The sequence below is a fragment of the Sporosarcina sp. So3-204 genome, assembly GCF_058068165.1.
Genome location: NZ_CM176485.1, coordinates 1,544,725 through 1,570,260 on the forward strand (window position 1 = coordinate 1,544,725; position 25,536 = coordinate 1,570,260).

Below are 25,536 nucleotides of genomic sequence, written 5' to 3' on the forward strand. Positions count from 1 at the left end.
TATAGTTTGCTATAGAATTATTCGCTTGAGGCGGTGACATATGGAACTGAATAAGCGCCAGACGCACATACTTGAGATTGTAAAAAAAGATGGTCCTATAACAGGAGAGCAAATTGCCGTTAGACTAAATTTAGTTCGAGCGACAATCCGTCCTGATCTTGCGATTTTAACAATGGCTGGCTATCTAGATGCGAGACCACGTGTTGGGTATTTTTATTCTGGTAAAAAACCAACCCAGTCTATTTCAGATAGTATGAATGCGATGAAAGTCGGAAATTTTCAATCGATTCCCGTAGTTGTTGCAGAAAATATTTCCGTTTATGACGCAATTTGTCATATGTTTTTAGAAGATGTTGGCACATTATTTGTTGTAGACGAGTCTTCAAATTTAACAGGCGTTTTATCTCGAAAAGATTTGCTTAGGACAAGTATCGGTAATAATGAATTAGAAAAAATACCTGTTCATGTTATAATGACACGCATGCCTAATATAACCTATTGTAAAAAAGGTGATACGCTTTATGAGGCATCTAAAAAAATGATAGATAAACAAATTGACTCACTCCCAGTTATTCGAGAAAAAGGCGAAGGGCTTGAAGTCGTTGGTCGTATCACAAAAACTAATATCACCGCTGCTTTCCTTTCACTGGCGGATGACCACGAATTATGAGGGGGATTATATGAGAAAGTTAACATTGTTTATCGTTTCGGATTCAATCGGAGAAACAGCAGAACTAGTTGCAAAAGCAGCTGCTAGTCAATTCGGTCAAGGACTCGAAGCTGTATCACTGAAACGTTTTTCACATATTGAGGATGAAACGCAATTAAAAGAAATTGTGTTTTTAGCGAAAGAACAAAATGCTATAATTATTTATACTTTAGTAAAAAGCAGTATGCGATCAAAATTAAAACAAGAATGTATTATAAATGGACTCAAGTGTATAGATCTTCTCGGTCCAGTTCTTGAACAATTAAGTATAGAACTTGGTGAAGAAGCTATAGAGGAGCCTGGCTTAGTAAGAAAGCTCGATGAGGATTATTTCAAGAAAATTGAAGCCATTGAATTTGCGGTTAAATATGATGACGGACGAGATCCACGCGGTATTTTGGAGGCAGACATTGTCTTAGTTGGTATTTCAAGGACATCGAAAACACCTTTATCACAATATCTTGCACATAAACGTTATAAGGTTGCCAATGTCCCACTCGTACCTGAAGTGGATCCACCCGAAGAGTTATATATGATTAATTCAAATAAATGTTTTGCACTTATCATTTCTCCTGAGAAATTAAATTCTATTAGAAAAGAACGACTTATTGCTCTTGGATTAAAAGATGATGCAAACTATGCAAGACTTGAAAGAATCGAAGAAGAGATTGAACATTTCAAAAGAATAACTGATAAAATTGGTTGTAAAGTTATAGATGTAACAAATCGCGCAGTGGAAGAGACTGCAAATGTAATCATTTCTGAACGAATGAATCAGAGAATTAATAAAGAAGAACCTTCCCAATGAAAAGGAAAGGTTCTTCTTTAAGCCGTGAAATCATGGCAAGGAATTAATTAGTCGATAAAATTTGTAAAGTAGTGTAAAATTGTAGTTTCGTAAAATAATTGTAATTAATTGTCGAAATAAGAAGGGTTTATGAAGATTATCTCGAAACTAAGTAAACAGACCAGAGAATGGTGATTGAATGACTAGGATACCAGAAGAAACAATCGAAAATGTTCGCTCGAAAACAGATATTGTGGATTTGATTGGCGAATATATGCAATTGACGAAGCGTGGAAGGAACTGGTTTGGACTTTGCCCATTCCATGGTGAAAGTACACCATCATTTTCTGTATCAGAAGATAAACAAATTTTTCATTGTTTTGGATGCGGTGCAAGTGGTAATGCTATTACATTCGTTATGGATATTGAGAATAGCCCATTTACTGATGCGGTTATTAAACTTGCGGAACGATCCGGTACGGAGTTAGATAGCACGATTATTTCTAGTTCTAATCGCTTAACTGGTCCTAACGAAGAATTTAGGCATATGATTGATGCCCATGCGCTTGCGACAAACTTTTATAGTCATCTTCTTTTAAATACTATTGAAGGTGAGAAAGCATTAGAATACCTTGAAAAAAGAGGATTTACGCGAGCGAGTATCGAAAAATACGGTATTGGGTGGTCTTTGGATAACTTCACCTCTCTATCAGACTTACTAAAAAGAAAAGATTTCGACTTGTTAGAAATGCAACGTGCTGGTCTATGTATTATGAAAGATGATGGGACTGGCTATTTTGATCGCTTCCGTGGACGTATTATGTTCCCACTTCATGACGATAATGGGAATCCGATTGGATTTTCAGGTCGGACTTTATCGGAAGGAAAAGAGGAAGCTAAATACCTTAATAGTCCAGAAAGCCCAATCTTTGAAAAAAGTAAAATATTATACAATTTACACAATGCCCGTCTTAATGTCAGAAAAACGGGTAAAGTAATACTGTTTGAAGGTTTTATGGATACAATATCAGCGGATCGGGCAAATGTATCTAACAGTGTTGCTGTAATGGGAACTGCTTTGTCAGATACGCATCTAATAAAGCTGAAAAGAATAGCAAAAGAAGTACTTATTTGTTGTGATGGAGACGATGCAGGCTGGGAAGCTGCAAAACGTTTCGCCATCATGGCTGCTCAAAAAGGTTTTAATGTTGAAATAGCATTGCTCCCAGGTCGAATGGATCCTGATGATTATATTACGGAGTATGGTGCAGAAGCTTTTCGTGAAAAAATTATTGGTAATCCAGTATCTTATATGTCATTCATGATGGCTTATGCCAAGCGCTCTAAAAACTTTTCCTATGAGAATGATGTATTGCAGTTTATTCAAGAGGTTCTTGAGGAACTTTCGACACGTACATCACCGATTGAAAGGGATTTATATATTCGTCAACTATCTGAGGAAACGAATATTTCAACTGACGCCATTCAACAGCAATTTATGAAGTTAATAGGGAATCGTGCAAAACAAACGAAAGCGAATCCAGTTATTTTTAAGGAAACCAATGAAACTACTCAGCCATATCGCAAAAAAACAGGAATTGAACGTGCAGAGCGACTGTTGCTCTTTCATCTATTGAATGACGGTTTGTTATTTGACCGTTTTCAAAAAGAAAAAAGAGATATATTTATTCATGATGATTATACAGCAATATTCGTACATCTTGCCGGGTTTTATGAACAACATGGAACGCCAGACTATCAGCGTTTTGCTGAAACGTTAGAAGATCGTGATTTAAGGAAGATTGTATTAGAAGCTGCTATAACTGAACAAGATTCTGAGCATACTACGGAAGAAATTGAAGATTGTCTTAAACATTTAGAAAAATATCGAATCGAATTATTAATTCGCGATAAAATGCATGAATCAAACGAAGCAGAAAAAGGAAACGATCATACCCGGGCGCTGGAGCTGGCCAGGGAAATTATTCAGCTCCGGAAATCTTCAATGTTATTGTAGTGGGAATCCGGTGTCAGAAGGAGGAACAAGTAAGATGAGTAAAAAAGAATTGTCTGCAGGAATGAAAGAAGAATTGACGATAAATGAAGTAAAAGCGAAGTTATTAGAAGCAGGTAAAAAGTCAGGTGAACTGACGCTGGATGAGGTTACTGAAAAACTTTCCCAGTATGAAATTGAGCCAGAACAATTCGAGGAGTTTCTAGATCTTGTGGAAGCACAAGGTATTGATATGGATCGTAAATCTGAAGATGAAGAAGAAGAAGGAAAGAAAACAGGTAAGAATGAAGATGAGGATTTAAAGTTAGATTTAAATGATTTAAGTGTCCCGCCTGGTGTGAAAATTAATGATCCAGTTCGTATGTATCTAAAAGAAATTGGACGAGTTGAATTATTGACTGGACAGGAAGAAGTGGCGCTTGCAAAACGAATTATTGAAGGTGACGATGAAGCTAGTAAAGAATTAGCTGAAGCCAACCTTCGTCTAGTCGTTAGTATTGCAAAAAGATATGTAGGACGCGGCATGTTATTTCTTGACTTGATTCAAGAAGGTAATATGGGACTAATAAAAGCCGTTGAGAAATTCGATCATACAAAAGGCTTTAAGTTTAGTACGTATGCTACTTGGTGGATTCGTCAAGCAATTACACGTGCGATAGCGGATCAAGCACGCACAATTCGTATTCCTGTGCATATGGTTGAAACAATTAATAAATTAATCCGTGTACAAAGACAATTGTTGCAAGACTTAGGCCGTGAACCTTCACCTGAAGAAATAGGGGAAGAAATGGAACTAACTGCAGATAGAGTTCGTGAAATATTAAAAATCTCTCAAGAGCCAGTATCTTTGGAAACGCCGATTGGTGAGGAAGACGATTCACATCTTGGTGATTTCATAGAGGATTCAGAAGCGCAATCTCCATCGGACCATGCTGCATATGAGTTATTAAAGGAGCAGCTTGAAGATGTCCTAGATACATTAACAGATCGTGAAGAAAATGTTCTACGTCTTAGATTTGGACTAGATGACGGTCGTACTAGAACATTGGAAGAAGTGGGACGTGTATTTGGTGTGACACGTGAAAGAATTCGTCAAATTGAGGCGAAAGCATTACGCAAACTTAGACATCCATCGAGAAGCAAAAGATTAAAAGACTTTCTCGAATAATTTAGTGCACCGGCATTTGACTGCTGGTGCACTTTAACTATATCTAGGGGCGATTAACATATGAATCCACAGCGTAAAAAAATAATTATTTCAGAAATAAAGTATTGGAAACAGAGTAATCTGCTACCAGCGCATTACTGTGACTTTTTAATTACTTTATATGCACAGGGTGAAGAGGAAGAAAATGATAAAGGAAAAGTTCGAAAATCCGAGCTGTTAAAAGAGAAGAACAAGTTAAATAAAAAACTTGTTATGCTTTTAATACTATCCGTTATAGTGTGCGGAAGTATGTTTATCTTCACGGGATATCCTATTTTTACAATTAGTTTGGCGGCCGGTTTTGTTTTATTGTTTTTGATATATGCAATGCGCGGTTCTATGGTTAAATCAAAAGTTGTTCCTTTTTTATACATATTAAGTGCGCTTATTATATTAGTGATTTCATTAAAATTATGGATTGTATTTTTCGAGGGTCAAACGATGCTCTTACTAGGATTACTTGTGTTAAATTGTGCGTTATGGCTATTTACGGGAAGATTGTTGAAACTACTCTATTTTACGATTTCTGGGGCGGCTGGAATTATTCTGGTCATAGCGTTTTTGTTCTTAAAGTCGTGAAATAGTTTCCGTTTTGTATAATTAACTTTGAATCTATTGTGAATCCCGTTATACTTAAGTGTGTAAGCGTTCACAGAGTAAAGGGGATGGATAAAATGAATTTTGATTTGACAGAAGAACAGCAGATGATTAGGAAAATGATTCGGGATTTTGCAGTTGCAGAAGTAGCACCTGGAGCGATTGATCGTGATCGTTCAAAAGAATTTCCTGTTGAGATTTTCAAAAAACTTTCTGAAATGGGTATGATGGGGTTACCTTTTTCTGAAGAATACGGAGGCGGCGGTGCTGATACGACTAGTTTTGCCATCGTTACCGAAGAACTGAGTCGTGCATGTGCATCTACAGGTATTACGTATTCAGCACATATTTCACTAGGTGGGGCACCGTTAAATTTATTTGGGACTGAAGAACAGAAATTGAAATATTTATCAGCTATTTGTTCTGGGGAATCTTTTGGTGCATTTGGATTAACAGAGCCGAATGCAGGGTCAGATGCGGGGGGTACGCAAACGACTGCAGTAGAAGATGGTGATGATTTTATTATTAATGGATCGAAAGTGTATATAACAAATGCTAGTTATGCAAAAAATCTTGCGATTACGGCAATAACTGGTATGAAGGATGGTAAAAAAGAAATTAGTGCGATAATCGTACCTACCGATGCACCTGGTTTCACTGTGATTGATAATTATGAAAAAATGGGCTTGAATGCTTCTAACACAACTGAACTCGTAATGGATAATGTTCGTGTTCCGAAGGAGAACCTGCTTGGCGTGCGCGGTAACGGCTTCCGACAGTTCCTTGTAACATTAGACGGTGGTCGTATTGGAATAGGCGCTATGGCTGTTGGGATCGCTCAGGCCGCATATGATAGGGCGCTGAAATATTCTAAAGAGCGCAAGCAGTTTGGGAAAGTTTTGGCAGAATTTCAAGTTACACAGTTCAAATTAGCTGATATGGCGATGAAAATAGAATTAGCACGCGATATGGTTTATAAAGCTGCATGGTTAAAAGATGAAGGTCGTCCATATACGAAGGAAGCTGCTATGTGTAAATTGTATGCGTCAGAAATTGCTATGGAAGTTGCGAATGAGGCGATTCAAATTCACGGTGGTTACGGTTATATGAAAGAGTACGAAGTCGAACGGTATATGCGAGATGCGAAGCTACTCGAAATTGGCGAAGGAACTTCAGAAATTCAACGTATGGTCATTGCTAGGTTAATTTTAGCGTGACTGTGAACTTTTTGTCGAATTAGACACAAAGCTAGAAAAAATTCGAAATATGGCTTTCAGTTTCCATGCGAATACAGTACAATATTAGATGTGTACTGTATTTAATACAGAATTGATTGTGAAAAAGGAGGGTAATTCAATGAATAAAAATCCTATTATACCTTTTATCCTGATTTTCGGGCTTGGAATTGGCCTTATATTCTTCATGTCTCTTTATGGACTTGAGAAAAAAGAAGATATCGCAAAGGATGCAGAAGGCGAAACTGAAGAATCAGTGGATGTTGCTGATTTTGATGCTGAAGTAGCAACAGGTAAGTGTATCTCATGTCATGGTGGTAGTCTTGAAGGTGGAGTTGGACCTGCATTGGCGGGAGCAACTTTCCCTAAGGAAGAAATGATGGATGCTATCAAAAATGGCGTTCCTCCAATGATGCCTGCGGGACTAATTCCTGACGAGCATATTGAAGAAATGGTAGATTATATTTTAGCACTTGAATAGGATATAAAATGGAAAGGTCCCTCTATCGGCAGAAGTAATCTGTTGATGGAGGGCTTTTTTATATTTTTTAATTGAAAGTTGGTAGAATTTATTGAGTATGAAACGATTATCAGATAGATTATTAGTCGTAGCTTCTTATGTGGAACAGGGTGCAGTGGTTGCAGATATCGGTAGTGACCATGCTTATTTGCCTACGTATCTTATAAAAAAAGGAATTGCGCAAAAGGCGATTGCTGGTGAGGTTGCAAAAGGTCCATTTGATGCTGCGAGTAACAACGTAAAAAAAGAAGGCCTAGAAGACGATATAATTGTTCGCTTGGCAGATGGTCTTTTAGCTATTGAAGAAAATGATTGTGTTGATACTGTCACAATTGCAGGTATGGGTGGGTCATTAATCGCGTCAATCTTGGAAAGTGGAAAGCAGCGTTTAGGACATGTAAAACGCATTATTGCACAACCAAACATTCAAGCGATTTCGATTCGTGAATGGGCAGTTTCCAATGATTGGAAATTAGTCGATGAGCAGATAATGATTGAAGATGAAAAAATTTATGAGATTCTTATTTTGGAAAAAGGCCATGTAGTTTACGATGAACTTGAGTTATTGGCTGGACCTTTCCTTGTAGCAGAAAAAAATAAAGTGTTTCATAGCAAATGGTTAAGCGAAATTGCGGAATGGAATCGCGTTCTAAGCTTAATCGCTAAAGCCGAGGAAACGCCGTCAACTATTGAGAAAAAAGAAAAACTGACGCGTTTTATCAAACTTATTGGAAAGGAGTTAGAGAATTGAAAAAAGTGAATGGTCATGAAGTAATTGCGTTATTCGAAAAGTGGTCTCCAAAGCGTTATGCGATGGAAGGAGATCCTGTAGGTCTTCATATTGGGCAATTGAATCATCCAGTTGAAAGAGTTCTAGTTACGCTTGATGTGAATGAAGCGGTTATTGATGAGGCGATTGAGAAAGGTGCGAATCTAATCATCGCGCATCATCCACCTATTTTCAGACCTTTGAAAAGTATTTTAACAGATACGCCACAAGGTCAGATGATTAAAAAATGCATTAAAAATGATATATCAGTCTATGCTGCACATACAAATCTTGATGTTGCGCAGGGTGGTGTTAATGATATGCTTGCTGAAAAATTAGGTTTAACAGAAACAGAAATTGTTGAAAAGACCTATTCTGAGAGGCTAAATAAGTTGACTGTATTCTGTCCTGCTACTCATGCAGAAGAAATGCGTGATGTTTTGGCTAAGGCGGGTGCAGGAGCTATTGGTGATTATGAAGCTTGTAGTTTTGTATTGACAGGAATTGGACGCTTTACACCGTTGAAAGGTGCGAATCCGTTTCTTGGTCAAATTGATAAGTCAGAAGAAGTTGTTGAAGAAAGAATTGAAGTTGTAATGCCAGAATCAATTCAGAAACATGTTCTTAAGGCGATGATTTTAGCTCATCCTTATGAAGAACCAGCATATGATGTCTACTTGTTAGATCAGAAGACAAACGAACTAGGGCTGGGTAGGGTTGGGAAGCTAAGGGAAGTATTGACACTTGAAGAGTTTACAGAGCATGTAAAAAAAGTGTTCAATGTGCCGGCAGTTCGCTTTGTCGGTGACTCAAAGAAAGCGATAAAAACTGTTGCTGTACTGGGTGGAGATGGGAATAAATACATACATGCTGCGAAACGAAGTGGCGCAGATGTTCTTGTAACGGGCGATCTCTATTATCATGTTGCACATGATGCAGAAGCTATCGGATTGGCAGTTGTTGATCCTGGGCATAATATTGAAAGAGTCATGATACAGGGCGTTGCTAACTATATGACGAAATTGTGTCTTGAAGCTAATTATTCTGTGTCATTTATTGAATCAGAAGTAATTACAGAACCATTTAGTTTTAATTAACTGAATTCAGCAGAAATCCCTGACTTCTTTAATTGAAATAAAAACCGGTCTCCAAGTTTAAGGAGACCGGTTGTCGATTATAGAGTATATGGTTCTATGCGTATAACAGGAGATGGGTTTTTAATTTTAGGTAAAATCTTTTCAAGTAAAAACTTTTTCTCTGGATGATGTGTTGTTGGATCCTCTGAATCGAATTTTTCTAGAAATGCAATGACTTCCCGAACGACTAATGTTGGCGTTGAAGCACCAGCCGTGACAGCGACAGTCTTAATTCCGTCTAACCAATTTAAATCAATTTCAGAAACATCAGCAATTCTGTAAGAAGGGGTGTTAGCAATTTCAACCGACACTTGTGTGAGACGGTTTGAGTTATTGCTTAGCGGATCTCCTACAACGATTAGCAGGTCGGCTGCTCCAGCTTGTTCAGCAACTGCTTCTTGACGAACTTGTGTCGCTAAACAAATTTCTTGAACAGTTTCAATGTGTGGGAATTTTTCTTCGAGTGCTTTCATTAAATGTGCTACATCCCATTGACTCATTGTTGTTTGATTTGTTACTAGGAGTTTATCATTTTCAATTTGAAGTTTTGCAACGTCTTCTAAGTTCTCAATTAGATGAACTTGTTTTGGCGCAACACCTATTGCACCTTCTGGCTCAGGATGAAATTTCTTGCCGATATAAATAATGTCATAGCCTTCAGCAGACTTTTCTTCAATTAAATCATGTGTAACTGTGACATCAGGACAAGTTGCGTCTATCGAAACGAGACCTTTTTTCTTTGCGAGCTCTCTTACTTCTGGAGAAACACCATGTGCAGTGAAAATCACTGTACCAGATTCGACTTTCCTTAGGATGTCTAACCTGTTTTCTCCATCAAGTGTAATAATACCATCTTCTTCAAAAGCATCTGTTACATGTTTATTATGCACAATCATACCCAATATATAAATTGGTCTCGGTAAAGATTTGTCGAGCGCCGCATTTCTAGCGATAATCATTGCATCAACGACCCCGTAGCAATAACCTCTTGGGGTAATTTTCAACACTTTCACTTAAATCACTCCTCTAATAGGATTCTATCTTCTATTATAACGGAGTTTTGTTTGTGTTTCAAAGTTCTCACCTGGGTGGCTGAAATATTCTTGGAACTGATGGTTGCGGACCGATATTAGGAATGGGTGATTGTGCTGCAGATCTAGCTACATTTTGAACGGCAGGCCCAACTGATGATGCTTGTTCTCCTGCAGAAGGAAGGGACTGAAAGCCTTTATAAAGTCTCCACATTGCAGGTAGATTACGTACCATTGGTGCGAATTGCTGGACGACGGGAGCGAATTGCTGCGCAGTATTCATAAACTGATGTGCTGTTGCCATATAAGATTCCAACTTAGAGGAGCCGGGTCCCATGGCTGGACTGCGCCCTTGAGCAGATTGACCCGGATTTTGTCCTTGTGATGGATTTTGTTGACTAGGGTTCTGACCTACTCCAGGAAAAGGAGGAGGAAAACCGAAGCCTTGTTGCCTTTGAGGTGGAGCGGGTGACTGGTTACGTGTGAACGGATAAAATGATTCGTATCTCAATAGATTACTCCTTTCTATAAAACTGAATAGACAAACACATTATATCGTATGCGAAAATGACATACGGTGGAACAAAATCGTGATACAATAGAAATACGTTAGGAGGCATATATATGTCGAAATTCACAGATTATAATTTTCAACCTTTTGTTAGAGAAGCAATTGGACGTCTTGGTTTTGAAAGTCCGACGCCGATCCAAAAAGAAATCATCCCGTTGATGTTACGAGGTAATTCTACAATTGGCCAGGCGCATACAGGTACTGGTAAATCTCATAGTTTTTTAATTCCAATCGCAGAACGAGTAGATGCTTCGAAAAATGCGATGCAAGCAGTAATTGTTGCGCCTACGAGAGAACTTGCGACACAGCTCTATGAGGAACTTGCCAAAATGATTGAAGGTACAGAAATTCGTACAGCACTTCTTATTGGAGGTACGGATAAGGAACGTTCTGCAAGTCGATTGAAATCAAGTCCACAAATTGTTGTGGGAACACCAGGTAGAATTCAATTTATGGTTGAAAATGGTGCCTTGTTAATTCATACGGCTAAAATTCTTGTTATTGACGAAGCAGATTTGGCTTTTGATATGGGCTTTATAGAAGATATCGATAAGTTTGCTTCGAAAATGCCGGCTAATCTTGAAATGTATGTATTTTCTGCAACTATTCCTGAACAACTTAAGCCATTTTTGACAAAGTATATGCAATCACCTGTTCATATTCAAATAGGTAAAAGTAAATCGTTAACGGAAGGTATGCGTTATTCACTCGTACCTGTACGGGGAATGAAGCGGGAAGAAAAATTAGTTCAGATTATGAAAAGTATTACTCCCTATCTTGCGATTATCTTCACGAATACGAGAAAAAATGCAGATGCACTTGCAAAACAGCTTACTGAAACTGGCTATAAAGTAGGTAAAATTCATGGTGATTTATCCCCAAGAGAACGTACGCGTATGATGAGAAGAATTAGAGACTTAGACTTCCAATTTATCGTTGCTACTGATCTTGCTGCACGCGGAATTGATATTCCAGGTGTCAGCCATGTTATTAACTATGAGTTGCCGGATGAGCTTGAATTTTTCATTCACCGTGTCGGTCGTACTGCAAGAGCAGGCCTTCAAGGTCATGCAATCACTCTTTATGATCCATCAGAAGAAGACAAAGTCGTTCGTATTGAAGCACTTGGCATTCCATTTATTCATGAAGAAGTGAAAAATGGCGAATGGGTTGAAGTAAAAGCCCGCCATGCCCGTAAAAAACGAATTAGAGAAATCGATGATATTGACCGTAAAGCGATTTCTATGGTTAAAAAACCGAAAAAGGTAAAACCAGGATATAAAAGGAAAATGACCGCTGAAATTAATAAAATTAAAAAACGTGAAAGGAGACTGAAAGGTAAAAAATGACACAAAATACGCCTTTATTACTCGGTTCACATGTTTCAATGAGTGGTAAAAAGATGTTACTAGGTTCAAGTGAAGATGCTGCTAGTTACGGTGCGACAACATTTATGATTTATACAGGTGCACCCCAGAATACAAGGAGAAAACCTGTTGATGAATTGAATATCGAGGCTGGACAAGCACATATGGTTGCTCACGGCATTACGAATATTGTTGTCCACGCGCCTTATATTATTAATATAGCAAATACGATTAAACCGGCGACGTTTGAGTTAGGGGTTGAATTTCTGCAAAAGGAAATTGCCCGTACAGCTGCACTAGGCGCGAAAGAGATTGTTCTTCATCCAGGTGCTCATGTTGGTGGCGGCGTAGATAATGGTATCGCTAAAATCATAGAAGGACTGAATGAAGTACTTTCCCAAGACTTCCCAGTGCGTATCGCGCTTGAGACGATGGCAGGAAAAGGAACTGAAATTGGTCGTAATTTCGAGGAACTTGCTAGAATTATAGACGGTGTTACACATAATGAGCGCTTGTCAGTTTGTTTTGACACTTGTCATGTGCATGATGCGGGTTATGATATTATCAATGACTTTGAAGGCGTTCTTGAACAATTCGATAAAATTGTTGGTGCGGATCGTATTTCTGTGATTCACGTTAATGATAGTAAGAATGAGCGTGGTGCGATGAAGGACAGACATGAAAACCTCGGTTTTGGTCATATTGGTTTTGATCCACTAAACTTTATTGTTCATCATCCAAAGTTTAGTAATGTCCCAAAAATTCTTGAAACACCATTTGTCGGCTTAGATCCAAAGAAAAAGACAGCACCTTATCAGTTTGAAATTGAGATGCTCAAGTCTGAAGAGTTTCAACCAGCAAAAATTGAGCTTTTACAAGTATAAAGAAAATATCCGACTACAATGTTTTCATTGTAGTCGGATATTTTTCACTTTGAAGCGTCTAAGTACATATGAAATAATATTTCAGTTTTCTCGAAACCGATTATGTTTTGTACTTTCAGCATAAAAGTTTCGGGGATTCCTGTGAATAACCAATGAAACGAAATTTCGTCCAACAATGGTCTTAGTGCTTTTATTTCTGATTCCGAAAGATCGATTCCGTATGATGCCGATATTTTTTTTACTTCAGCATCGCTATTCATTTTCACCTGATTAATAAATTGAAGATAATCCATTTATCCAACCTACTTTCTCAATGTATTGTATATCGCGTCGTCATAGTTTATAATGCCATTAGGAATCGTAATGATTCCTGTTATGGAGAAAGGAACTACAAATGAAAAAATTGTTGATTGATATTAAAGATGTAAACTTTAGTTATGAACAGACGCCTGTTCTAGAAAATATAGATTTAGAAGTTAGAGAAGGTGAATTTTGGGCGCTTATTGGTCCTAATGGTTCAGGTAAATCGACATTACTCAGTATCCTACTGGGACTTTTAAAACCTGATAAAGGGACAGTAAAACTTTTTGGCGAAAACGTTGAAAAGTTTAATAAGAGAGAACTAATTGGTTATGTTTCGCAAAAATCAAATAGTTTTAATTCTGGATTTCCAGCAACAGTATTGGAAGTTGTTCGCAGTGGATTAACTAGAAAAAAAGGTTTGTTTAAAAGTTTTTCAAAGAATGATATTCAAATTTCAATTGATGCGCTTAAAATTGTAGGTATGGAGAAATATTCTAATCAAAATATTGGTCAGTTATCAGGTGGACAACAACAGCGTGTTTTTATTGCGAGGGCACTTGCTGGAGATCCATTGCTCTTGGTAATGGATGAGCCGACTGTTGGGATAGACCAGCAAAACGTTGCGTCTTTCTATACTATGTTAAATGAATTAAACCGTGAACATGGAATTGCGATTGTTCTTGTAACACATGAAATCGATCTTGTAACTGATCTTGCAACACATATAGCGTGTTTAAATCGTTCGCTTCACTTTCACGGTGTACAATCTGACTTTAAAAATATGGAAGAAGCTGATATATCCAAATGGTACGGTCATCCAGTAAGACGTGTCCACCAGCATGAGGAGGGGACTAGATGATTAGTGCAATTTTATCGTATGAATTTCTTCAAAATGCTTTTTTGTCTGGTTTAATCATTGGGGTAATTGCACCACTTTTAGGGTTATTTATCGTAGTTCGGCGGCTTGCGTTAATCGCTGATGCGCTTAGTCACGTGGCGCTTGCAGGGATTGCGGGAAGCCTTTATTTAAGTCAGCAAGTATTATTTTTCTCTGCGCTTAACCCGATCTATTTAGGTATTGGTACAGCGGTAGGCGGATCGCTTTTAATTGAGAGGTTAAGGGGTACGTATAAGAACTACGAGGAACTTGCGATTCCTATTATCTTATCAGCAGGCATTGGTTTTGGTGCAATTTTTATTTCAATGTCTAAAGGTTTTGGTTCTGATTTAATAGGATATTTATTTGGCTCTGTTTCGGCAGTAAGTAGGCAAGATCTTTTAATTATAATCATCATTGCTATTATTGTTATTGGATATATTCGTTTACTGTATAAAGAACTTTTTGTTTTATCATTTGATAGTGAATTTTCAAAGGTTTCGGGAATTAATGCTAAATATATTCAGATGTTTTTCATGATTATTACTGCACTTGTTATCGGTGCATCGATGCGAATTGTTGGTATATTACTCGTTTCTTCTTTAATGACTGTTCCTGTCGCTGCGGCAATTCAGTTAGCTAAAAGCTTTAAAGGTGCTATGATTCTCTCGATTATTTTTGGTGAAATGGCCGTTATTATTGGTCTGATTGCTGCTTATTATTTGGATATTGCACCAGGCGGAACGATTGTCATTACATCTATTATTATTTTGATGTTAACGCTGGCTTGGAAGAAAATTCGAAGTGGGCGTAAAGGACATGTAGTGAAGGAGGAATTGGTATGACACTTGATGAGGCATGGAGAATCCTTCAAGAAAATCAATTTAAACGAACAAAAAATCGTGAAGTTATACTGGATTTTTTTTCGAGAAACAATCGTTACTTAACGGCAGGGGAATTGAAGAGTTTCATGGAAGCCGATAACCCTGGTATTAGTTTTGATACAATCTATCGGAATTTAACAACTTATACTGAGTTAGGGATTCTTGAAGAAACAGAACTGTCAGGAGAGCGCCACTTCAGGATGCATTGTGAACCTGGCGTACATCATCACCATTTCATATGTACAGTTTGTGGAGAAACGCGGAGTATTCCCGATTGTCCGATGGATACGATTGTTGTTAATTTATCAGGTTATGAAATTTTAGGACATAAATTTGAAGTTTACGGTAGATGTCCAAAATGTATAGCAAGTTAAAAACGGTGTTGAACTCGAAAACTGAGTTCAACACCGTTTTTTTAATTATTTATAATTTCTTTTAAAGGGAATAGACGTTTAATCTGGTCATTTGCTTCTTGCCAATTATTCACACGAATAACACCTTTTGGTATAGGCATCCTGTTATAAGGTGTATCGAATAAAATGACTGGAATGTCAAGTTCCTCATGTATTTCAACTGCATTGTCATGTTTATCCTCAAAAAAGGCATGTACAGCGTGTTTTTTTGCAGTTTCAATTTTATGATGACTTCCAATTAAATCTATTACGTCATATGGAATGGCTTCTCGCTGAAACCAATTTGTAGTCGTGTCATATACATTTTTATCACGGGCAGATATAAAATAGAGTTCGAATTGTGTCTGCCATTGATCCAAAATACTTTTGGCTAAAGCTTGAGGTGGAGACGTATCATAAATATGTTCTTCTGCAGTTTTATACCAGTCAAAAAACTGTTTTTCATCGACTTTGAATGCCTTTGTTAAGTCGTATTCTTTTATATCATCAAGGATGAGGTTGAGGCCAAATTGTTTATTGATATGAGGTAAAAGGGAAGTCGGACATGTTAATGTACCGTCGATATCAATTCCAAAGCGAATATTCTTCACTTTGCTCCTTCGGTCTGTAGCAATAGTTCTTCTTGACGTTTCTTCTCGAAGTATTCTTCTGCTAGTTTGTCGATTTCCATTTTTAATTCTTCAACCATTGTTTCCTCAGGAACTTTACGCACTGTTTTGCCTTTCATGAATAAAAGACCTTCCCCACGTGCGCCTGCAATGCCGATATCTGCCTCGCGTGCTTCCCCGGGACCATTTACTGCACAACCAAGAACGGCAACTTTAAGCGGTGCTTTGATATGAGATATATATTCTTCAATTTCGTTCGCAATAGTAATTAAATCTATCTCAATACGTCCGCATGTTGGACAAGAGATAAGTGTCGCAGCATCTGAAGAAAGACCAAACACTTTCAATAACTCACGTGCGACCTTTACTTCTTGAACTGGATCTGCGCTAAGTGAAACGCGAAGAGTATTTCCAATCCCTGCTGAAAGTAATGTGCCAAGTCCTGCAGCGCTTTTAATTGAACCTGCAAATAATGTACCTGATTCCGTAATACCTAAGTGTAATGGATAATCGAAAGCAGTAGCTGCAAGTTTATAGGCTTCGACCGCAAGATTTACATCGGATGCTTTTAGCGAAACGATAATATCATGAAAGTCGAGATCTTCTAAAATCTTAATGTGATGAAGCGCACTTTCTACCATTCCTTGAGCAGTCGGATAGCCATACTTTTCTAAAATTTTCTTTTCAAGCGACCCTGCATTAACGCCTATCCGAATTGGAATTCCTTTTGCTTTTGCAGCATTGACGACAGCTTCTACTTTAGCTTGTTTCCCGATATTACCAGGATTAATACGGATTTTATCTGCACCTTGTTCGATAGCGATAAGTGCAAGTTTATAGTCGAAATGAATATCGACAACTAGTGGTATATTAATTCGTTTTTTAATTGCGCCGATAGAATAGGCTGCACGTTCATCCGGACAAGCAACTCGAACTATCTGAACACCTGCTTCTTCCAAACGTAAAATTTCTTTTACTGTTTCTTCGACATCATGTGTTTTAGTAGTTGTCATGCTTTGTATAAATAATTCGTCACTGCCACCAATTGTTAAATTACCCACACGAACTGGACGTGTTTTAGATCTGTGTATAAGTTCACTCATGAATGTTCACTCCTTAATAGGCCTTAGCCGTATCACTTCTTATATTTTATCAATCAATTAGCTGAAAAGACAAGGAAAACACTTAAGATGTTACATCAGGACATCTTTCAGTCTGTAAATGTGAAAGTGGGAGTAATAATTTCTCTCCACCTATAATCTTTTGTAATTTCAGATGTGGATTCAGTGTATAAAATTCAGTTAATCTGTCGATAAAGTTCGTTTTCGGATCTGGATAAAGTGCAAACAAAGATTCAATGGTATCCCCTTCAACTGACGTTACAGAGATGGAGAAGGTTTCTTCGATACATGGTTCTTGAATAGTGTTAAATGACGCCATAGGGATTGTCCCTTCCGCAAGATCAATTCGGATAAAGTTAATAACGATGAACAAAACAACTGCGATTAGTAGTATTCTCATGGAAATTCCCCCTTCAGCCACTCTATGCGCGAAGGAGAAATTTATTCATAACTGTTGTTTTGGCTTTTTGGGATAATATTTTATGGCGGCGGCGATATACAGTAAATGAACAACTGATGATGTAATTAGGCCATAGTTTTTGATTTCTGGAAAAAAGCTAAAGGCAATTGAAATTAGAACAGGTACAGTCATAGCGATTGCGGATGTTCGCCAAATTTGCAAAAGTTCTCCGCGTCTTTTTGTCCAAGATAGAATTAATGAGCCTATATAAGCGAAAATACTTACCCTAATGAAGAAGTAAAACGTCATAATAACAAATTGTAAAACAAATGCCATTGGATAGATAAGCCAACCAATCGTTTCAGCATGTTCTAATAAATCAGGTGAGTTTTCGAATAAAGCAGTATCGTCTGTTAAAAAACTTGTAAATGAAATAATTGTGAAAATGCTTATAAAAATGAACACATAAGTAAACACTTTCCCTATGCTTAATAAGCGGAAAGCAGCAAGTTTTTTTGGCTCGTAAAGACTTGCCCGTAATATTTGATGAAACTTCACAATTCGACCTCCTTATTCTATAAATAGTCTACCATTAGTTTACATCGATATGGAGAGGAGAAGATTCGACAGATTGATGACAATTTTAAAACCAATTGTTAAGGTAATGTAAAGATTCATTACAATCTATTTACAATCAGTACTGTAATTCCCATAATAGGATGTTATAAAGCATATTGTATGATTGGGGCTGGATACATAATGGAATTAGACTGGCAGGAGATGCTCTTCCAGTTTTTCGGCGGACTAGGTATTTTCTTATTCGCGATAAAGTATATGGGAGACGGGCTACAAAAAGCAGCAGGTGATAGACTCCGTGATATTCTTGATAGGTTTACAACGAATCCGTTTATGGGTGTTCTGGTAGGTATTATCGTTACAGTTTTAATTCAATCAAGTTCGGGTACAACAGTTATTACAGTTGGACTTGTTAGTGCAGGCTTTATGACGCTAAGACAAGCGATTGGTGTAATTATGGGCGCCAACATTGGTACAACTGTGACAGCGTTTATAATTGGGCTAGATGTAGGTGCATATGCACTTCCAATAATGGGTGTTGGAGCAGTCTTGATTTTCTTTTTTAAGAAAAGTTCAGTTAAAAACTTTGGCGAAGTAGTCTTTGGTTTTGGTGGGCTGTTCCTTGGTCTGAATTTAATGAGCGGCGGAATGGAACCATTAAGAGAATTAGAATCATTTACAAACCTAACTCTATCGATGAGCGACAGCCCAATATTAGGTGTAATTGTCGGTACTTTATTTACTTTGATTGTGCAAAGTTCAAGTGCAACAGTAGGTATATTACAAGGTCTATACTCAGAGAACCTTGTCGATTTAGGTGCAGCACTTCCAATTCTTTTCGGGGATAATATTGGAACGACAATTACAGCTGTACTTGCTTCAATTGGTGCTTCAGTTGCCGCTAGGCGTGCCGCTGCAACACATGTTTTGTTTAATATTATTGGTTCAGTGGTATTTTTGCTCCTGCTCGTTCCATTTACCGCTTACGTAGAATGGCTTTCTTCAATACTTTCACTTGAAAGTAAAATGCAAATCGCTTTTGCACATGGTTCATTTAATATTGCGAATACGATTATCCAGTTCCCTTTAATCGGTACTTGGGCTTACTTAGTAACAAAACTTATTCCTGGTGAAGATGTGTTGATTGAGTATAAACCGAAGCACCTGGATAGACACTTTATAGAGCAATCGCCATCAGTTGCGATTGGACAAGCAAAAGAAGAAGTTATTAGAATGGGTAATTTTAGTGTAGAAGGTTTATCGGTTGCTTATGAATATTTAAAGACTGGAAATAAAAAACATGCTGAAATGGGTTATCAAATAGAAGATGCGATTAATAACTTAGATCGTAAAATTACAGATTATTTAATTGAAGTTTCAGCAGTCAGTATTTCACCGATTGAATCTGAGCGTCATTTCATGCTTATGGATACAGTGCGTGATATTGAAAGAATTGGCGATCATTTTGAAAATATTATTGAACTGATTGATTACAGAGATGTTAATCGTGTTAAGTTGACGGCTGATGCTATGGATGATTTATCTGAAATGTTTACTTTGACGATAGAAACTGTTCAAAAAGCGATAGAAGCTCTTGATTTAAACGATTTGCAAATTGCTCGAACGGTAGCTGAGAAGGAAGATTTAATAGATAAGATGGAACGCAAGTTTAGAAAGAATCACATAATGCGTTTAAACGAAGGTTCTTGTTCTGCACAAGCAGGTATGGTTTTTGTTGATATCGTTTCTAATCTTGAAAGAATTGGCGATCACTCAGTAAATATCGCAGAAGCAATTTTGGGTAACCGTAGTTTATAATGCAGAAATGAAGGAAGGAAGTGTTAGATTAGTATGGAAGTAATTGGAATTATTATTGCGATTGTCTTCTTTGTGATTGCTTATGCCGGACTAGTTTATCCTATAATTCCTTCAGCAGTATTTATGATTTTTGGATTCTTACTGTACGGTTTTGTTGCAAGCTTTGATGGTTTATCTTATTTGTTTTGGATTATCCAAATTCTTTTTGTCATATTGTTATTTGGGGCAGATATGTTGGGGAATCTTGTAGGCGTCAAGAAGTTTGGTGGATCTAAGGCTGGTATGTGGGGCAGTACGATTGGCCTTCTCTTTGGTCCGTTTGTAATTCCGGTTGCAGGAATACTACTTGGACCCTTTATTGGAGCTATACTAGCTGAACTTTTGGTCTCACGTTCCGGTTTCAAGCAAGCGTTAATGACAGGAATTGGATCCTTAATTGGATTTTTAACTTCGGTTGTTACTAAAGGTGTAGTTATGGCTGTCATGATTGCAGTATTTATTTTCTTCGTTAGATAAGATTGTGTAAATCTGAAGCTGCCAATAGTCCACTTTAATTGAAGGTTATTTTAAAATTTGCTATTGTTAAGAAGTAGACTAATTACCATAATTTTTGAGGAGGAATGGACTAATGGCTTATACATTACCAGAATTACCATATGCATACGATGCACTTGAACCACATTTCGACAAAGAAACGATGAATATTCATCACACTAAACACCATAATACTTATATTACAAACGTAAACAACGCACTAGAAGGACATGAAGAACTTCTTAGTAAATCAGTAGAAGACCTAATTTCTAATCTTAATGCAGTTCCAGAAGAAAAAAGAATGGCAGTTCGCAACAATGGTGGCGGACATGCTAACCACTCATTATTCTGGCAACTACTTTCACCTGATGGCGGCGGAACACCAACTGGCGCATTAGCTGAAGCAATCGATAAAAAATTCGGTAGCCTTGATACATTTAAAGAAAAATTCGCTGCTGCTGGCGCAACTCGTTTCGGTTCTGGTTGGGCATGGCTTGTACTTAACAACGGTGAGCTAGAAATAATGTCTACACCAAACCAAGATTCACCACTTATGGAAGGCAAAACGCCTTTACTAGGACTTGATGTTTGGGAACATGCTTATTACCTAAACTATCAAAACCGTCGTCCTGACTACATTGCTGCATTTTGGAATGTTGTTAATTGGGATGAAGTTGCAAAACGTTACGAAAAATAATTTCAATTTAAGGAACAAAGCACACACCTTTAACGTCAAGGTATGTGCTTTTTCTATTTGAGGTGGTATAATTCAAAATGAATATTAAGGAAAGAGGGATATACCTTTGAGCAAACAAGTACGGAAAGTCGACCAGGCAAAAATACGTCAACGAAAGAGTTTGACTTTTCGAATGAACTTTTTATTCTTTTCTATATTTATATTATTTTCCTTACTGATCCTGCGTCTTGGTTATTTACAAATTGTGAAAAATGAAGACTATGTACGTAAGTTAGAAAGAACGGAAGAGATTGCAGTAAATACAAGTGTCCCAAGAGGACGGATTTTCGATCGGGAAGGTCGTATTCTTGTTAATAATGACCCGAAAAATGCGATTACATATACGAAAGTTACTGGTACATCAGCTCAAGAAATGCTTGAAGTCGCGGAAAAACTTGCGCTGTTAATTGACCAGGATAAAAACAAGACAACAATAGGCGATAAAAAAGATTTTTGGATATTAAAAAATAAAGAATTAGCTATTAAAAAGGTTTCAGAAAATGAGAATAAAGAAATTAATGATGACAATGAATTGTCGAATAAAGAAAAGCTACAAAGGGTTAATCGTTTAACGCGAGATCGTATAACAGACGAGGAACTTAATTCATTTTCAGAAAGTGAATTAAAAGTTTTAGCAATTTATAGGGAAATGATGTCGGGTTATGCATTTTCTCCGCAAATTGTCAAAAGTGGAGATGTAACTGAAGAAGAGTTTGCGACAGTTTCTGAGCGACTTAGAGAACTCCCAGGCGTGAATACGACGACTGACTGGGAACGTGTGCGAAAATCAAGTAATACAATACTGGGTACAACAACGAACCCGACAGAAGGAATACCTAAGTCTAGTTTAGATTATTATTTAGCACGTGATTACTCGCGAAATGACCGCGTAGGAAGAAGTTTTATTGAACAGTATTACGAAGAATTATTGCAGGGCCAAAAATCAATTGTTAAAAACGTTAAAGATCGTACAGGAAAAGTGATTGAAACGAAAACAGTTAGAGAAGGCGAACCTGGAAAAGATTTGGTTTTAACGATAGATAGCGAGTTACAAACAGAACTCGAAAAAATAGTTACGGAAAAAATATTGCAGGTAAAAGCTGGTCCTAATACACAAGCTTTTGACCGCGCATTTCTCGTCATGTTAAATCCGAATAATGGAGAGGTTTTATCACTCGTTGGGAAACAAGTTGTAAGGAATAAAGAATCTGGAAAATTAGAAGTTAGAGATTATTCCTTTGGTACTTTTACAGATGTCTATGTAGCTGGTTCAACGGTTAAAATGGCTACAGTTCTTACCGGTTATCAAGAAGGTGCAGTACGAGTTGGTGAAACAAAGATAGATGAAATGTTAGATATTAAAGGAACGCGAAATAAAAGTTCTTTATTTAACCCTACTTTTCGAAAAATCCCGCTGACAGATATTGAAGCAATTGGTCGATCTTCCAACGTTTATATGTTCAAGACTGCAATTGCGATCGGTGGAAGTACTTACAGAAGAGGTCAATCATTGGGTACGGATAATAAAGCCTTTGATATCATACGCAACTCATTCTCTTCATTCGGACTCGGATCGAAAACAGGTATTGATTTACCCGGAGAAGCTGTAGGACATTCAAGTGAACCTGCCCATAAAGGATTATTATTGGATTTGGCAATAGGCCAGTTTGATACTTATTCCACATTACAATTGGCACAATATGTTTCTACTATTGCAAATGGTGGTTATAGGATTGCTCCAAGTGTTTTGAAAGAAGTGCATGCACCATCTGAAGACGGTAAGCATTTCGGTCCACTCCTTCAGGAAAATGGTATTCAAGTTTTAAATCGAATAAATAATACTGATGCAGAAATTAATCAAATGAAACGTGGAATGAATTATACTTATTATGGTAAAAATGGAACTGCACATAACTTATTCCAAGGTAAATCCTATGATGCTGGAGGTAAAACAGGTACAGCTCAGGCTAGTATTTCCATAGACGGTAAATTTTATAATACATTAAATTTATCCCATGTAGGCTTTGCGCCTTTTGATAAACCAGAAATTGCCTATGCGGTATTGTATCCACATATTTCTACTTCTAATCGTGCAAATAGACCCGCACAAAATGAGACTGTTGCAGCAGCAGTAGACAAATATTTTGAATTGAAGGCAAAAAGAATTGAGCAAGGGGTAGAGTCTGATGTCGTTCAGCAAATTCAACCTCCTTTTGAAGAAGAGAATGAAGATTAATAATAAAATGCACTTACCTCAATAAACGAGGTAAGTGCATTTTAATTTGTTTTTGTAATGAGTGCTGCAATAGTTTCATTTGCCATTGATGAATTAAGCTCATATTCACCGATTTGAATTTTTCCAGATAAGTTATTTTTCACAAGATAATTTTCTAGGTTTGAAGCCTGTACAATCACACCCGCACGTTCTAATGTTAAAGCGGCCGTTGAAGAATCCATACCTGGCGTAATGGATAATACAGTTTTCACAATCTCTTGAGTAGGTGAACTTTGTCCCTCGTTTATCTTATCGTTTGATGCTGCTGCGTTATCAACAATGCTATTTTCAGTAGCGGAAGTGAGTTGAAGGTCTGCTAATTCGATTTTAGTTCTTTCCAGTGTTGTTTGAAGTTCGTTTATTTCTGATTTGAGCTTGTTATTTTCGTTTTCAACACTAGATTCCTCTAATGTACTGCCGTTGAAAAAGAGAAAGGCGCCCGCGATAATACAAGCTGTACCAATGGTGCGCAATAAATCGCTTAACAATTTAATTCACACCTTTCGAACGCAGTACGGCAGCCACTTCTGCATGTTTTAATGATGAACGTTTTGCGATATCATCAGTAGAAAACCCTTGTGCATGTAATGATAGAATTTGATTTACAATAATCTCATGCACAGGTTTACCAGTTGGCTGATTTGGTTTACTTGTTCGTGAATTACCTATGCCAATCATTAATTCTTCTTCAACTGCTCTAAGTCTCTTTTTTAAACCATTTGTTTCTTGATGTAAACTAATAGAAATCTTTTCCAAATCCTCCGAATATTTTCGAGCAGAACCACCTACAAAAAACGAGACGATTACTGCAACAAGTCCTATGGAGACTAAAATCAATGGAATGTCCACTTTATCACTCCTAAGTATAAGTATAAGTATAAGTATTATAATCTATATTAACATAGGACTTCAAATATATATATTTGATACTTTCTTTTGACATTGAAGCGCTACGTGATATAATTAAAAAGTCGTATAAATCATGCTCATATTTTATTTTACAGACTGATGAGTGGGAGGGACTACAATGCGCGTAAATATTATTCTTGCTTGCACCGAGTGCGGTGAGCGCAATTATATTTCAAAGAAAAATAGACGTAACAATCCGGAACGTCTTGAAATGAAGAAATACTGCTCACGTGAAAGAGTGCAAACTTTGCACCGTGAAACGAAATAATTGCTCAGGCCAAAACCTTTTCCGGTTTTGGTTTTTTTATCCCCGTATTGCCACTCCAATAATCATCGTAATGTAATAATATTAATTGTGCGACAGAACAATGAAAGACACATGACTGTTTCACTTTCTTGGAATGGGGTATATTTAGTGAAGATGAAAGATAAGATTAGAATAGAAATGTTAGAAAATCTAAATAGACTAAGTGAAGATGAGTATACTAAATTCTGTGAAGATGTTAAAAGTAACGTAGTTAGCACCAACGAATTTAAACTTGCGCAAACAATTGGTATAACAATTTCCCGTTTTCCTGAGGTAAACACTCGGCCTATTATTGAGGCGGCTTGGGCATTAGGGAAACGTGTCGCTGTGCCAAAATGCCTCAAGGAATCGCGAGAAATGGATTTTTATTGTATAACTTCGTTTGATGAATTAGAAATAACTTACATGGATTTACTCGAACCGATTATAGAAAAGACTCGATTAATTTCAAAAAAAGAAATTGCCCTTCAATTTGTACCGGGTGTTGTTTACTCAGATGAAGGTTTTCGAATTGGTTTCGGTGGTGGGTATTATGATCGTTATTTGAAGGATTACGATGGTCATAAATTGTCACTCGCTTTTGAACAGCAGATGTGTAACTTGATTCCAGTTGAACAGCATGATATTCCTGTTGAATTAATCATTACTGATAAACGGATAATCACATGTGGAAAAGTTGTTGATTACTGTGAATGATGTTTTGGGTGTAATAAAATTACTTAAAAGGTTCGGCATATTTGTGTATACAGGGAACAGAATCGATGATTTAGATCTTATGCGGTCAGAAGTAAAGGATTTATTTGATGCAGGTTTATTGCCTAAAGAAGATTACTTGAACGCGGTTCTGATATTGCGAAGCGAGGCATCCAAATTGGGTAATTAGAACGAAATACAATGAATCTTTAGAACTTATTTATGTTTTAATGAAACTTTTTGATAAGTATTACG

The 25,536-nt window shown here is 37.2% G+C and carries 30 protein-coding genes; 21 read left to right on the forward strand and 9 right to left on the reverse strand.

Annotation, left to right across the window (positions count from 1 at the left end; translation table 11 throughout):
• Positions 1-40 precede the first annotated feature (40 nt).
• The 9 genes from ccpN (at position 41) to AC3RV6_RS07525 (ending at position 8,935) form a co-directional block, all read left to right on the forward strand.
• On the forward strand, positions 41-670 hold the full coding sequence (gene ccpN, locus AC3RV6_RS07485; protein WP_489748824.1) for a transcriptional regulator CcpN: 630 nt from the start codon (positions 41-43) through the stop codon (positions 668-670).
• A gap of 10 nt (positions 671-680) precedes the next feature.
• Positions 681-1,517, forward strand: a complete 837-nt coding sequence (locus tag AC3RV6_RS07490; protein ID WP_489748825.1) for a pyruvate, water dikinase regulatory protein — start codon at positions 681-683, stop codon at positions 1,515-1,517.
• Positions 1,518-1,695: 178 nt separating this feature from the next.
• The gene (dnaG, locus tag AC3RV6_RS07495) at positions 1,696-3,513 is read left to right on the forward strand and encodes a DNA primase (RefSeq protein WP_489748826.1); all 1,818 of its coding nucleotides are present in this window, start codon (positions 1,696-1,698) and stop codon (positions 3,511-3,513) included.
• A gap of 34 nt (positions 3,514-3,547) precedes the next feature.
• A complete protein-coding gene (gene rpoD / locus AC3RV6_RS07500; protein WP_489748827.1) occupies positions 3,548-4,678 on the forward strand; it encodes an RNA polymerase sigma factor RpoD in 1,131 nt (376 codons plus the stop codon).
• A gap of 60 nt (positions 4,679-4,738) precedes the next feature.
• On the forward strand, positions 4,739-5,296 hold the full coding sequence (locus AC3RV6_RS07505) for a hypothetical protein (protein ID WP_489748828.1): 558 nt from the start codon (positions 4,739-4,741) through the stop codon (positions 5,294-5,296).
• A gap of 95 nt (positions 5,297-5,391) precedes the next feature.
• Positions 5,392-6,531 carry an acyl-CoA dehydrogenase family protein gene (locus AC3RV6_RS07510; protein ID WP_489748829.1) on the forward strand — a complete coding sequence of 380 codons (1,140 nt, stop codon included), beginning with the start codon at positions 5,392-5,394 and terminating at the stop codon, positions 6,529-6,531.
• Between the two features lie 139 nt (positions 6,532-6,670).
• Positions 6,671-7,030, forward strand: coding sequence for a c-type cytochrome (locus AC3RV6_RS07515; protein WP_489748830.1), 360 nt, complete (start codon positions 6,671-6,673; stop codon positions 7,028-7,030).
• Positions 7,031-7,121: 91 nt separating this feature from the next.
• The gene (locus AC3RV6_RS07520) at positions 7,122-7,820 is read left to right on the forward strand and encodes a tRNA (adenine(22)-N(1))-methyltransferase (RefSeq protein WP_489748831.1); all 699 of its coding nucleotides are present in this window, start codon (positions 7,122-7,124) and stop codon (positions 7,818-7,820) included.
• A complete protein-coding gene (locus AC3RV6_RS07525; protein ID WP_489748832.1) occupies positions 7,817-8,935 on the forward strand; it encodes a Nif3-like dinuclear metal center hexameric protein in 1,119 nt (372 codons plus the stop codon). The genes AC3RV6_RS07520 and AC3RV6_RS07525 overlap by 4 nt, the downstream gene beginning before the upstream one ends.
• A 77-nt stretch (positions 8,936-9,012) precedes the next feature.
• Here the strand turns inward: AC3RV6_RS07525 and AC3RV6_RS07530 are convergent, their stop codons facing one another.
• On the reverse strand, positions 9,013-9,987 hold the full coding sequence (locus tag AC3RV6_RS07530) for a 4-hydroxy-3-methylbut-2-enyl diphosphate reductase (protein WP_489748833.1): 975 nt from the start codon (positions 9,985-9,987) through the stop codon (positions 9,013-9,015).
• Between the two features lie 67 nt (positions 9,988-10,054).
• Positions 10,055-10,516 (reverse strand): VrrA/YqfQ family protein, encoded by a 462-nt coding sequence (vrrA, locus tag AC3RV6_RS07535; protein WP_489748834.1) that lies wholly within the window; start codon positions 10,514-10,516, stop codon positions 10,055-10,057.
• Positions 10,517-10,629: 113 nt separating this feature from the next.
• Between vrrA and AC3RV6_RS07540 the strand changes: the two genes are divergently transcribed.
• The gene (locus AC3RV6_RS07540) at positions 10,630-11,925 is read left to right on the forward strand and encodes a DEAD/DEAH box helicase (protein ID WP_489748835.1); all 1,296 of its coding nucleotides are present in this window, start codon (positions 10,630-10,632) and stop codon (positions 11,923-11,925) included.
• The gene (locus AC3RV6_RS07545) at positions 11,922-12,827 is read left to right on the forward strand and encodes a deoxyribonuclease IV (RefSeq protein WP_489748836.1); all 906 of its coding nucleotides are present in this window, start codon (positions 11,922-11,924) and stop codon (positions 12,825-12,827) included. The genes AC3RV6_RS07540 and AC3RV6_RS07545 overlap by 4 nt, the downstream gene beginning before the upstream one ends.
• A gap of 44 nt (positions 12,828-12,871) precedes the next feature.
• Here AC3RV6_RS07545 and AC3RV6_RS07550 read toward each other — a convergent pair whose 3' ends face one another.
• A complete protein-coding gene (locus AC3RV6_RS07550; RefSeq protein WP_489748837.1) occupies positions 12,872-13,120 on the reverse strand; it encodes a hypothetical protein in 249 nt (82 codons plus the stop codon).
• Positions 13,121-13,221: 101 nt separating this feature from the next.
• Between AC3RV6_RS07550 and AC3RV6_RS07555 the strand changes: the two genes are divergently transcribed.
• From AC3RV6_RS07555 to AC3RV6_RS07565, 3 genes are read left to right on the forward strand one after another with little or no spacing between them, the layout of a single operon-like run.
• On the forward strand, positions 13,222-13,989 hold the full coding sequence (locus AC3RV6_RS07555) for a metal ABC transporter ATP-binding protein (RefSeq protein WP_489748838.1): 768 nt from the start codon (positions 13,222-13,224) through the stop codon (positions 13,987-13,989).
• Positions 13,986-14,852, forward strand: a complete 867-nt coding sequence (locus tag AC3RV6_RS07560; protein WP_489748839.1) for a metal ABC transporter permease — start codon at positions 13,986-13,988, stop codon at positions 14,850-14,852. Before AC3RV6_RS07555 ends, AC3RV6_RS07560 begins: the two co-directional genes overlap by 4 nt.
• Positions 14,849-15,265, forward strand: coding sequence for a Fur family transcriptional regulator (locus tag AC3RV6_RS07565; RefSeq protein ID WP_489748840.1), 417 nt, complete (start codon positions 14,849-14,851; stop codon positions 15,263-15,265). The genes AC3RV6_RS07560 and AC3RV6_RS07565 overlap by 4 nt, the downstream gene beginning before the upstream one ends.
• A gap of 41 nt (positions 15,266-15,306) precedes the next feature.
• Here the strand turns inward: AC3RV6_RS07565 and AC3RV6_RS07570 are convergent, their stop codons facing one another.
• From AC3RV6_RS07570 to AC3RV6_RS07585, 4 genes are all read right to left on the reverse strand, one after another.
• Positions 15,307-15,894 (reverse strand): 5' nucleotidase, NT5C type, encoded by a 588-nt coding sequence (locus tag AC3RV6_RS07570; protein WP_489748841.1) that lies wholly within the window; start codon positions 15,892-15,894, stop codon positions 15,307-15,309.
• A complete protein-coding gene (gene ispG, locus AC3RV6_RS07575) occupies positions 15,891-17,015 on the reverse strand; it encodes a flavodoxin-dependent (E)-4-hydroxy-3-methylbut-2-enyl-diphosphate synthase (protein WP_489748842.1) in 1,125 nt (374 codons plus the stop codon). Before ispG ends, AC3RV6_RS07570 begins: the two co-directional genes overlap by 4 nt.
• A gap of 82 nt (positions 17,016-17,097) precedes the next feature.
• The gene (locus AC3RV6_RS07580) at positions 17,098-17,433 is read right to left on the reverse strand and encodes a hypothetical protein (protein ID WP_489748843.1); all 336 of its coding nucleotides are present in this window, start codon (positions 17,431-17,433) and stop codon (positions 17,098-17,100) included.
• A 45-nt stretch (positions 17,434-17,478) separates the two neighbouring features.
• Complete coding sequence (locus AC3RV6_RS07585; protein WP_489748844.1) at positions 17,479-17,991, reverse strand: DUF1189 family protein; 513 nt, start codon at positions 17,989-17,991, stop codon at positions 17,479-17,481.
• A 201-nt stretch (positions 17,992-18,192) separates the two neighbouring features.
• Here AC3RV6_RS07585 and AC3RV6_RS07590 point away from each other — a divergent pair, with 201 nt between their 5' ends.
• The 4 genes from AC3RV6_RS07590 to AC3RV6_RS07605 all read left to right on the forward strand — a co-directional run bounded on the left by AC3RV6_RS07590 (position 18,193) and on the right by AC3RV6_RS07605 (position 23,333).
• Positions 18,193-19,827, forward strand: coding sequence for a Na/Pi cotransporter family protein (locus tag AC3RV6_RS07590; protein ID WP_489748845.1), 1,635 nt, complete (start codon positions 18,193-18,195; stop codon positions 19,825-19,827).
• 33 nt (positions 19,828-19,860) lie between these two features.
• Complete coding sequence (locus AC3RV6_RS07595) at positions 19,861-20,343, forward strand: DUF456 domain-containing protein (RefSeq protein ID WP_489748846.1); 483 nt, start codon at positions 19,861-19,863, stop codon at positions 20,341-20,343.
• A gap of 112 nt (positions 20,344-20,455) precedes the next feature.
• Positions 20,456-21,058 (forward strand): superoxide dismutase, encoded by a 603-nt coding sequence (locus tag AC3RV6_RS07600; RefSeq protein WP_489748847.1) that lies wholly within the window; start codon positions 20,456-20,458, stop codon positions 21,056-21,058.
• Positions 21,059-21,230: 172 nt separating this feature from the next.
• A complete protein-coding gene (locus tag AC3RV6_RS07605; RefSeq protein ID WP_489749211.1) occupies positions 21,231-23,333 on the forward strand; it encodes a peptidoglycan D,D-transpeptidase FtsI family protein in 2,103 nt (700 codons plus the stop codon).
• 41 nt (positions 23,334-23,374) lie between these two features.
• Here AC3RV6_RS07605 and AC3RV6_RS07610 read toward each other — a convergent pair whose 3' ends face one another.
• Together AC3RV6_RS07610 and AC3RV6_RS07615 are read right to left on the reverse strand one after the other, a co-directional pair.
• Entirely contained in the window at positions 23,375-23,860 is a 486-nt protein-coding gene (locus AC3RV6_RS07610; protein WP_489748848.1) for a hypothetical protein, read from the reverse strand.
• 1 nt (position 23,861) lies between these two features.
• Positions 23,862-24,221, reverse strand: coding sequence for a hypothetical protein (locus AC3RV6_RS07615; protein WP_489748849.1), 360 nt, complete (start codon positions 24,219-24,221; stop codon positions 23,862-23,864).
• A 178-nt stretch (positions 24,222-24,399) separates the two neighbouring features.
• Here AC3RV6_RS07615 and rpmG point away from each other — a divergent pair, with 178 nt between their 5' ends.
• From rpmG to AC3RV6_RS07630, 3 genes are all read left to right on the forward strand, one after another.
• Complete coding sequence (rpmG, locus tag AC3RV6_RS07620) at positions 24,400-24,549, forward strand: 50S ribosomal protein L33 (protein ID WP_489748850.1); 150 nt, start codon at positions 24,400-24,402, stop codon at positions 24,547-24,549.
• Between the two features lie 153 nt (positions 24,550-24,702).
• Positions 24,703-25,284, forward strand: a complete 582-nt coding sequence (locus AC3RV6_RS07625; RefSeq protein ID WP_489749212.1) for a 5-formyltetrahydrofolate cyclo-ligase — start codon at positions 24,703-24,705, stop codon at positions 25,282-25,284.
• On the forward strand, positions 25,277-25,471 hold the full coding sequence (locus AC3RV6_RS07630) for a YqgQ family protein (protein WP_489749213.1): 195 nt from the start codon (positions 25,277-25,279) through the stop codon (positions 25,469-25,471). The genes AC3RV6_RS07625 and AC3RV6_RS07630 overlap by 8 nt, the downstream gene beginning before the upstream one ends.
• Positions 25,472-25,536: the final 65 nt, after the last annotated feature.

Bases quoted from the DNA above. Each gene is read 5' to 3' on its own strand.
- rpoD (WP_489748827.1), top strand. From the start codon at position 3,548: ATGAGTAAAAAAGAATTGTCTGCAGGAATGAAAGAAGAATTGACGATA.
- AC3RV6_RS07590 (WP_489748845.1), top strand. From the start codon at position 18,193: ATGGAATTAGACTGGCAGGAGATGCTCTTCCAGTTTTTCGGCGGACTA.
- dnaG (WP_489748826.1), top strand. From the start codon at position 1,696: ATGACTAGGATACCAGAAGAAACAATCGAAAATGTTCGCTCGAAAACA.
- AC3RV6_RS07515 (WP_489748830.1), top strand. From the start codon at position 6,671: ATGAATAAAAATCCTATTATACCTTTTATCCTGATTTTCGGGCTTGGA.
- AC3RV6_RS07490 (WP_489748825.1), top strand. From the start codon at position 681: ATGAGAAAGTTAACATTGTTTATCGTTTCGGATTCAATCGGAGAAACA.
- AC3RV6_RS07600 (WP_489748847.1), top strand. From the start codon at position 20,456: ATGGCTTATACATTACCAGAATTACCATATGCATACGATGCACTTGAA.
- rpmG (WP_489748850.1), top strand. From the start codon at position 24,400: ATGCGCGTAAATATTATTCTTGCTTGCACCGAGTGCGGTGAGCGCAAT.
- AC3RV6_RS07605 (WP_489749211.1), top strand. From the start codon at position 21,231: ATGAACTTTTTATTCTTTTCTATATTTATATTATTTTCCTTACTGATC.
- ispG (WP_489748842.1), bottom strand. From the start codon at position 17,015: ATGAGTGAACTTATACACAGATCTAAAACACGTCCAGTTCGTGTGGGT.
- ccpN (WP_489748824.1), top strand. From the start codon at position 41: ATGGAACTGAATAAGCGCCAGACGCACATACTTGAGATTGTAAAAAAA.
- AC3RV6_RS07540 (WP_489748835.1), top strand. From the start codon at position 10,630: ATGTCGAAATTCACAGATTATAATTTTCAACCTTTTGTTAGAGAAGCA.
- AC3RV6_RS07555 (WP_489748838.1), top strand. From the start codon at position 13,222: ATGAAAAAATTGTTGATTGATATTAAAGATGTAAACTTTAGTTATGAA.
- AC3RV6_RS07550 (WP_489748837.1), bottom strand. From the start codon at position 13,120: ATGGATTATCTTCAATTTATTAATCAGGTGAAAATGAATAGCGATGCT.
- AC3RV6_RS07545 (WP_489748836.1), top strand. From the start codon at position 11,922: ATGACACAAAATACGCCTTTATTACTCGGTTCACATGTTTCAATGAGT.
- AC3RV6_RS07580 (WP_489748843.1), bottom strand. From the start codon at position 17,433: ATGAGAATACTACTAATCGCAGTTGTTTTGTTCATCGTTATTAACTTT.
- AC3RV6_RS07560 (WP_489748839.1), top strand. From the start codon at position 13,986: ATGATTAGTGCAATTTTATCGTATGAATTTCTTCAAAATGCTTTTTTG.
- AC3RV6_RS07625 (WP_489749212.1), top strand. From the start codon at position 24,703: ATGAAAGATAAGATTAGAATAGAAATGTTAGAAAATCTAAATAGACTA.
- AC3RV6_RS07505 (WP_489748828.1), top strand. From the start codon at position 4,739: ATGAATCCACAGCGTAAAAAAATAATTATTTCAGAAATAAAGTATTGG.
- AC3RV6_RS07595 (WP_489748846.1), top strand. From the start codon at position 19,861: ATGGAAGTAATTGGAATTATTATTGCGATTGTCTTCTTTGTGATTGCT.
- AC3RV6_RS07510 (WP_489748829.1), top strand. From the start codon at position 5,392: ATGAATTTTGATTTGACAGAAGAACAGCAGATGATTAGGAAAATGATT.
- AC3RV6_RS07565 (WP_489748840.1), top strand. From the start codon at position 14,849: ATGACACTTGATGAGGCATGGAGAATCCTTCAAGAAAATCAATTTAAA.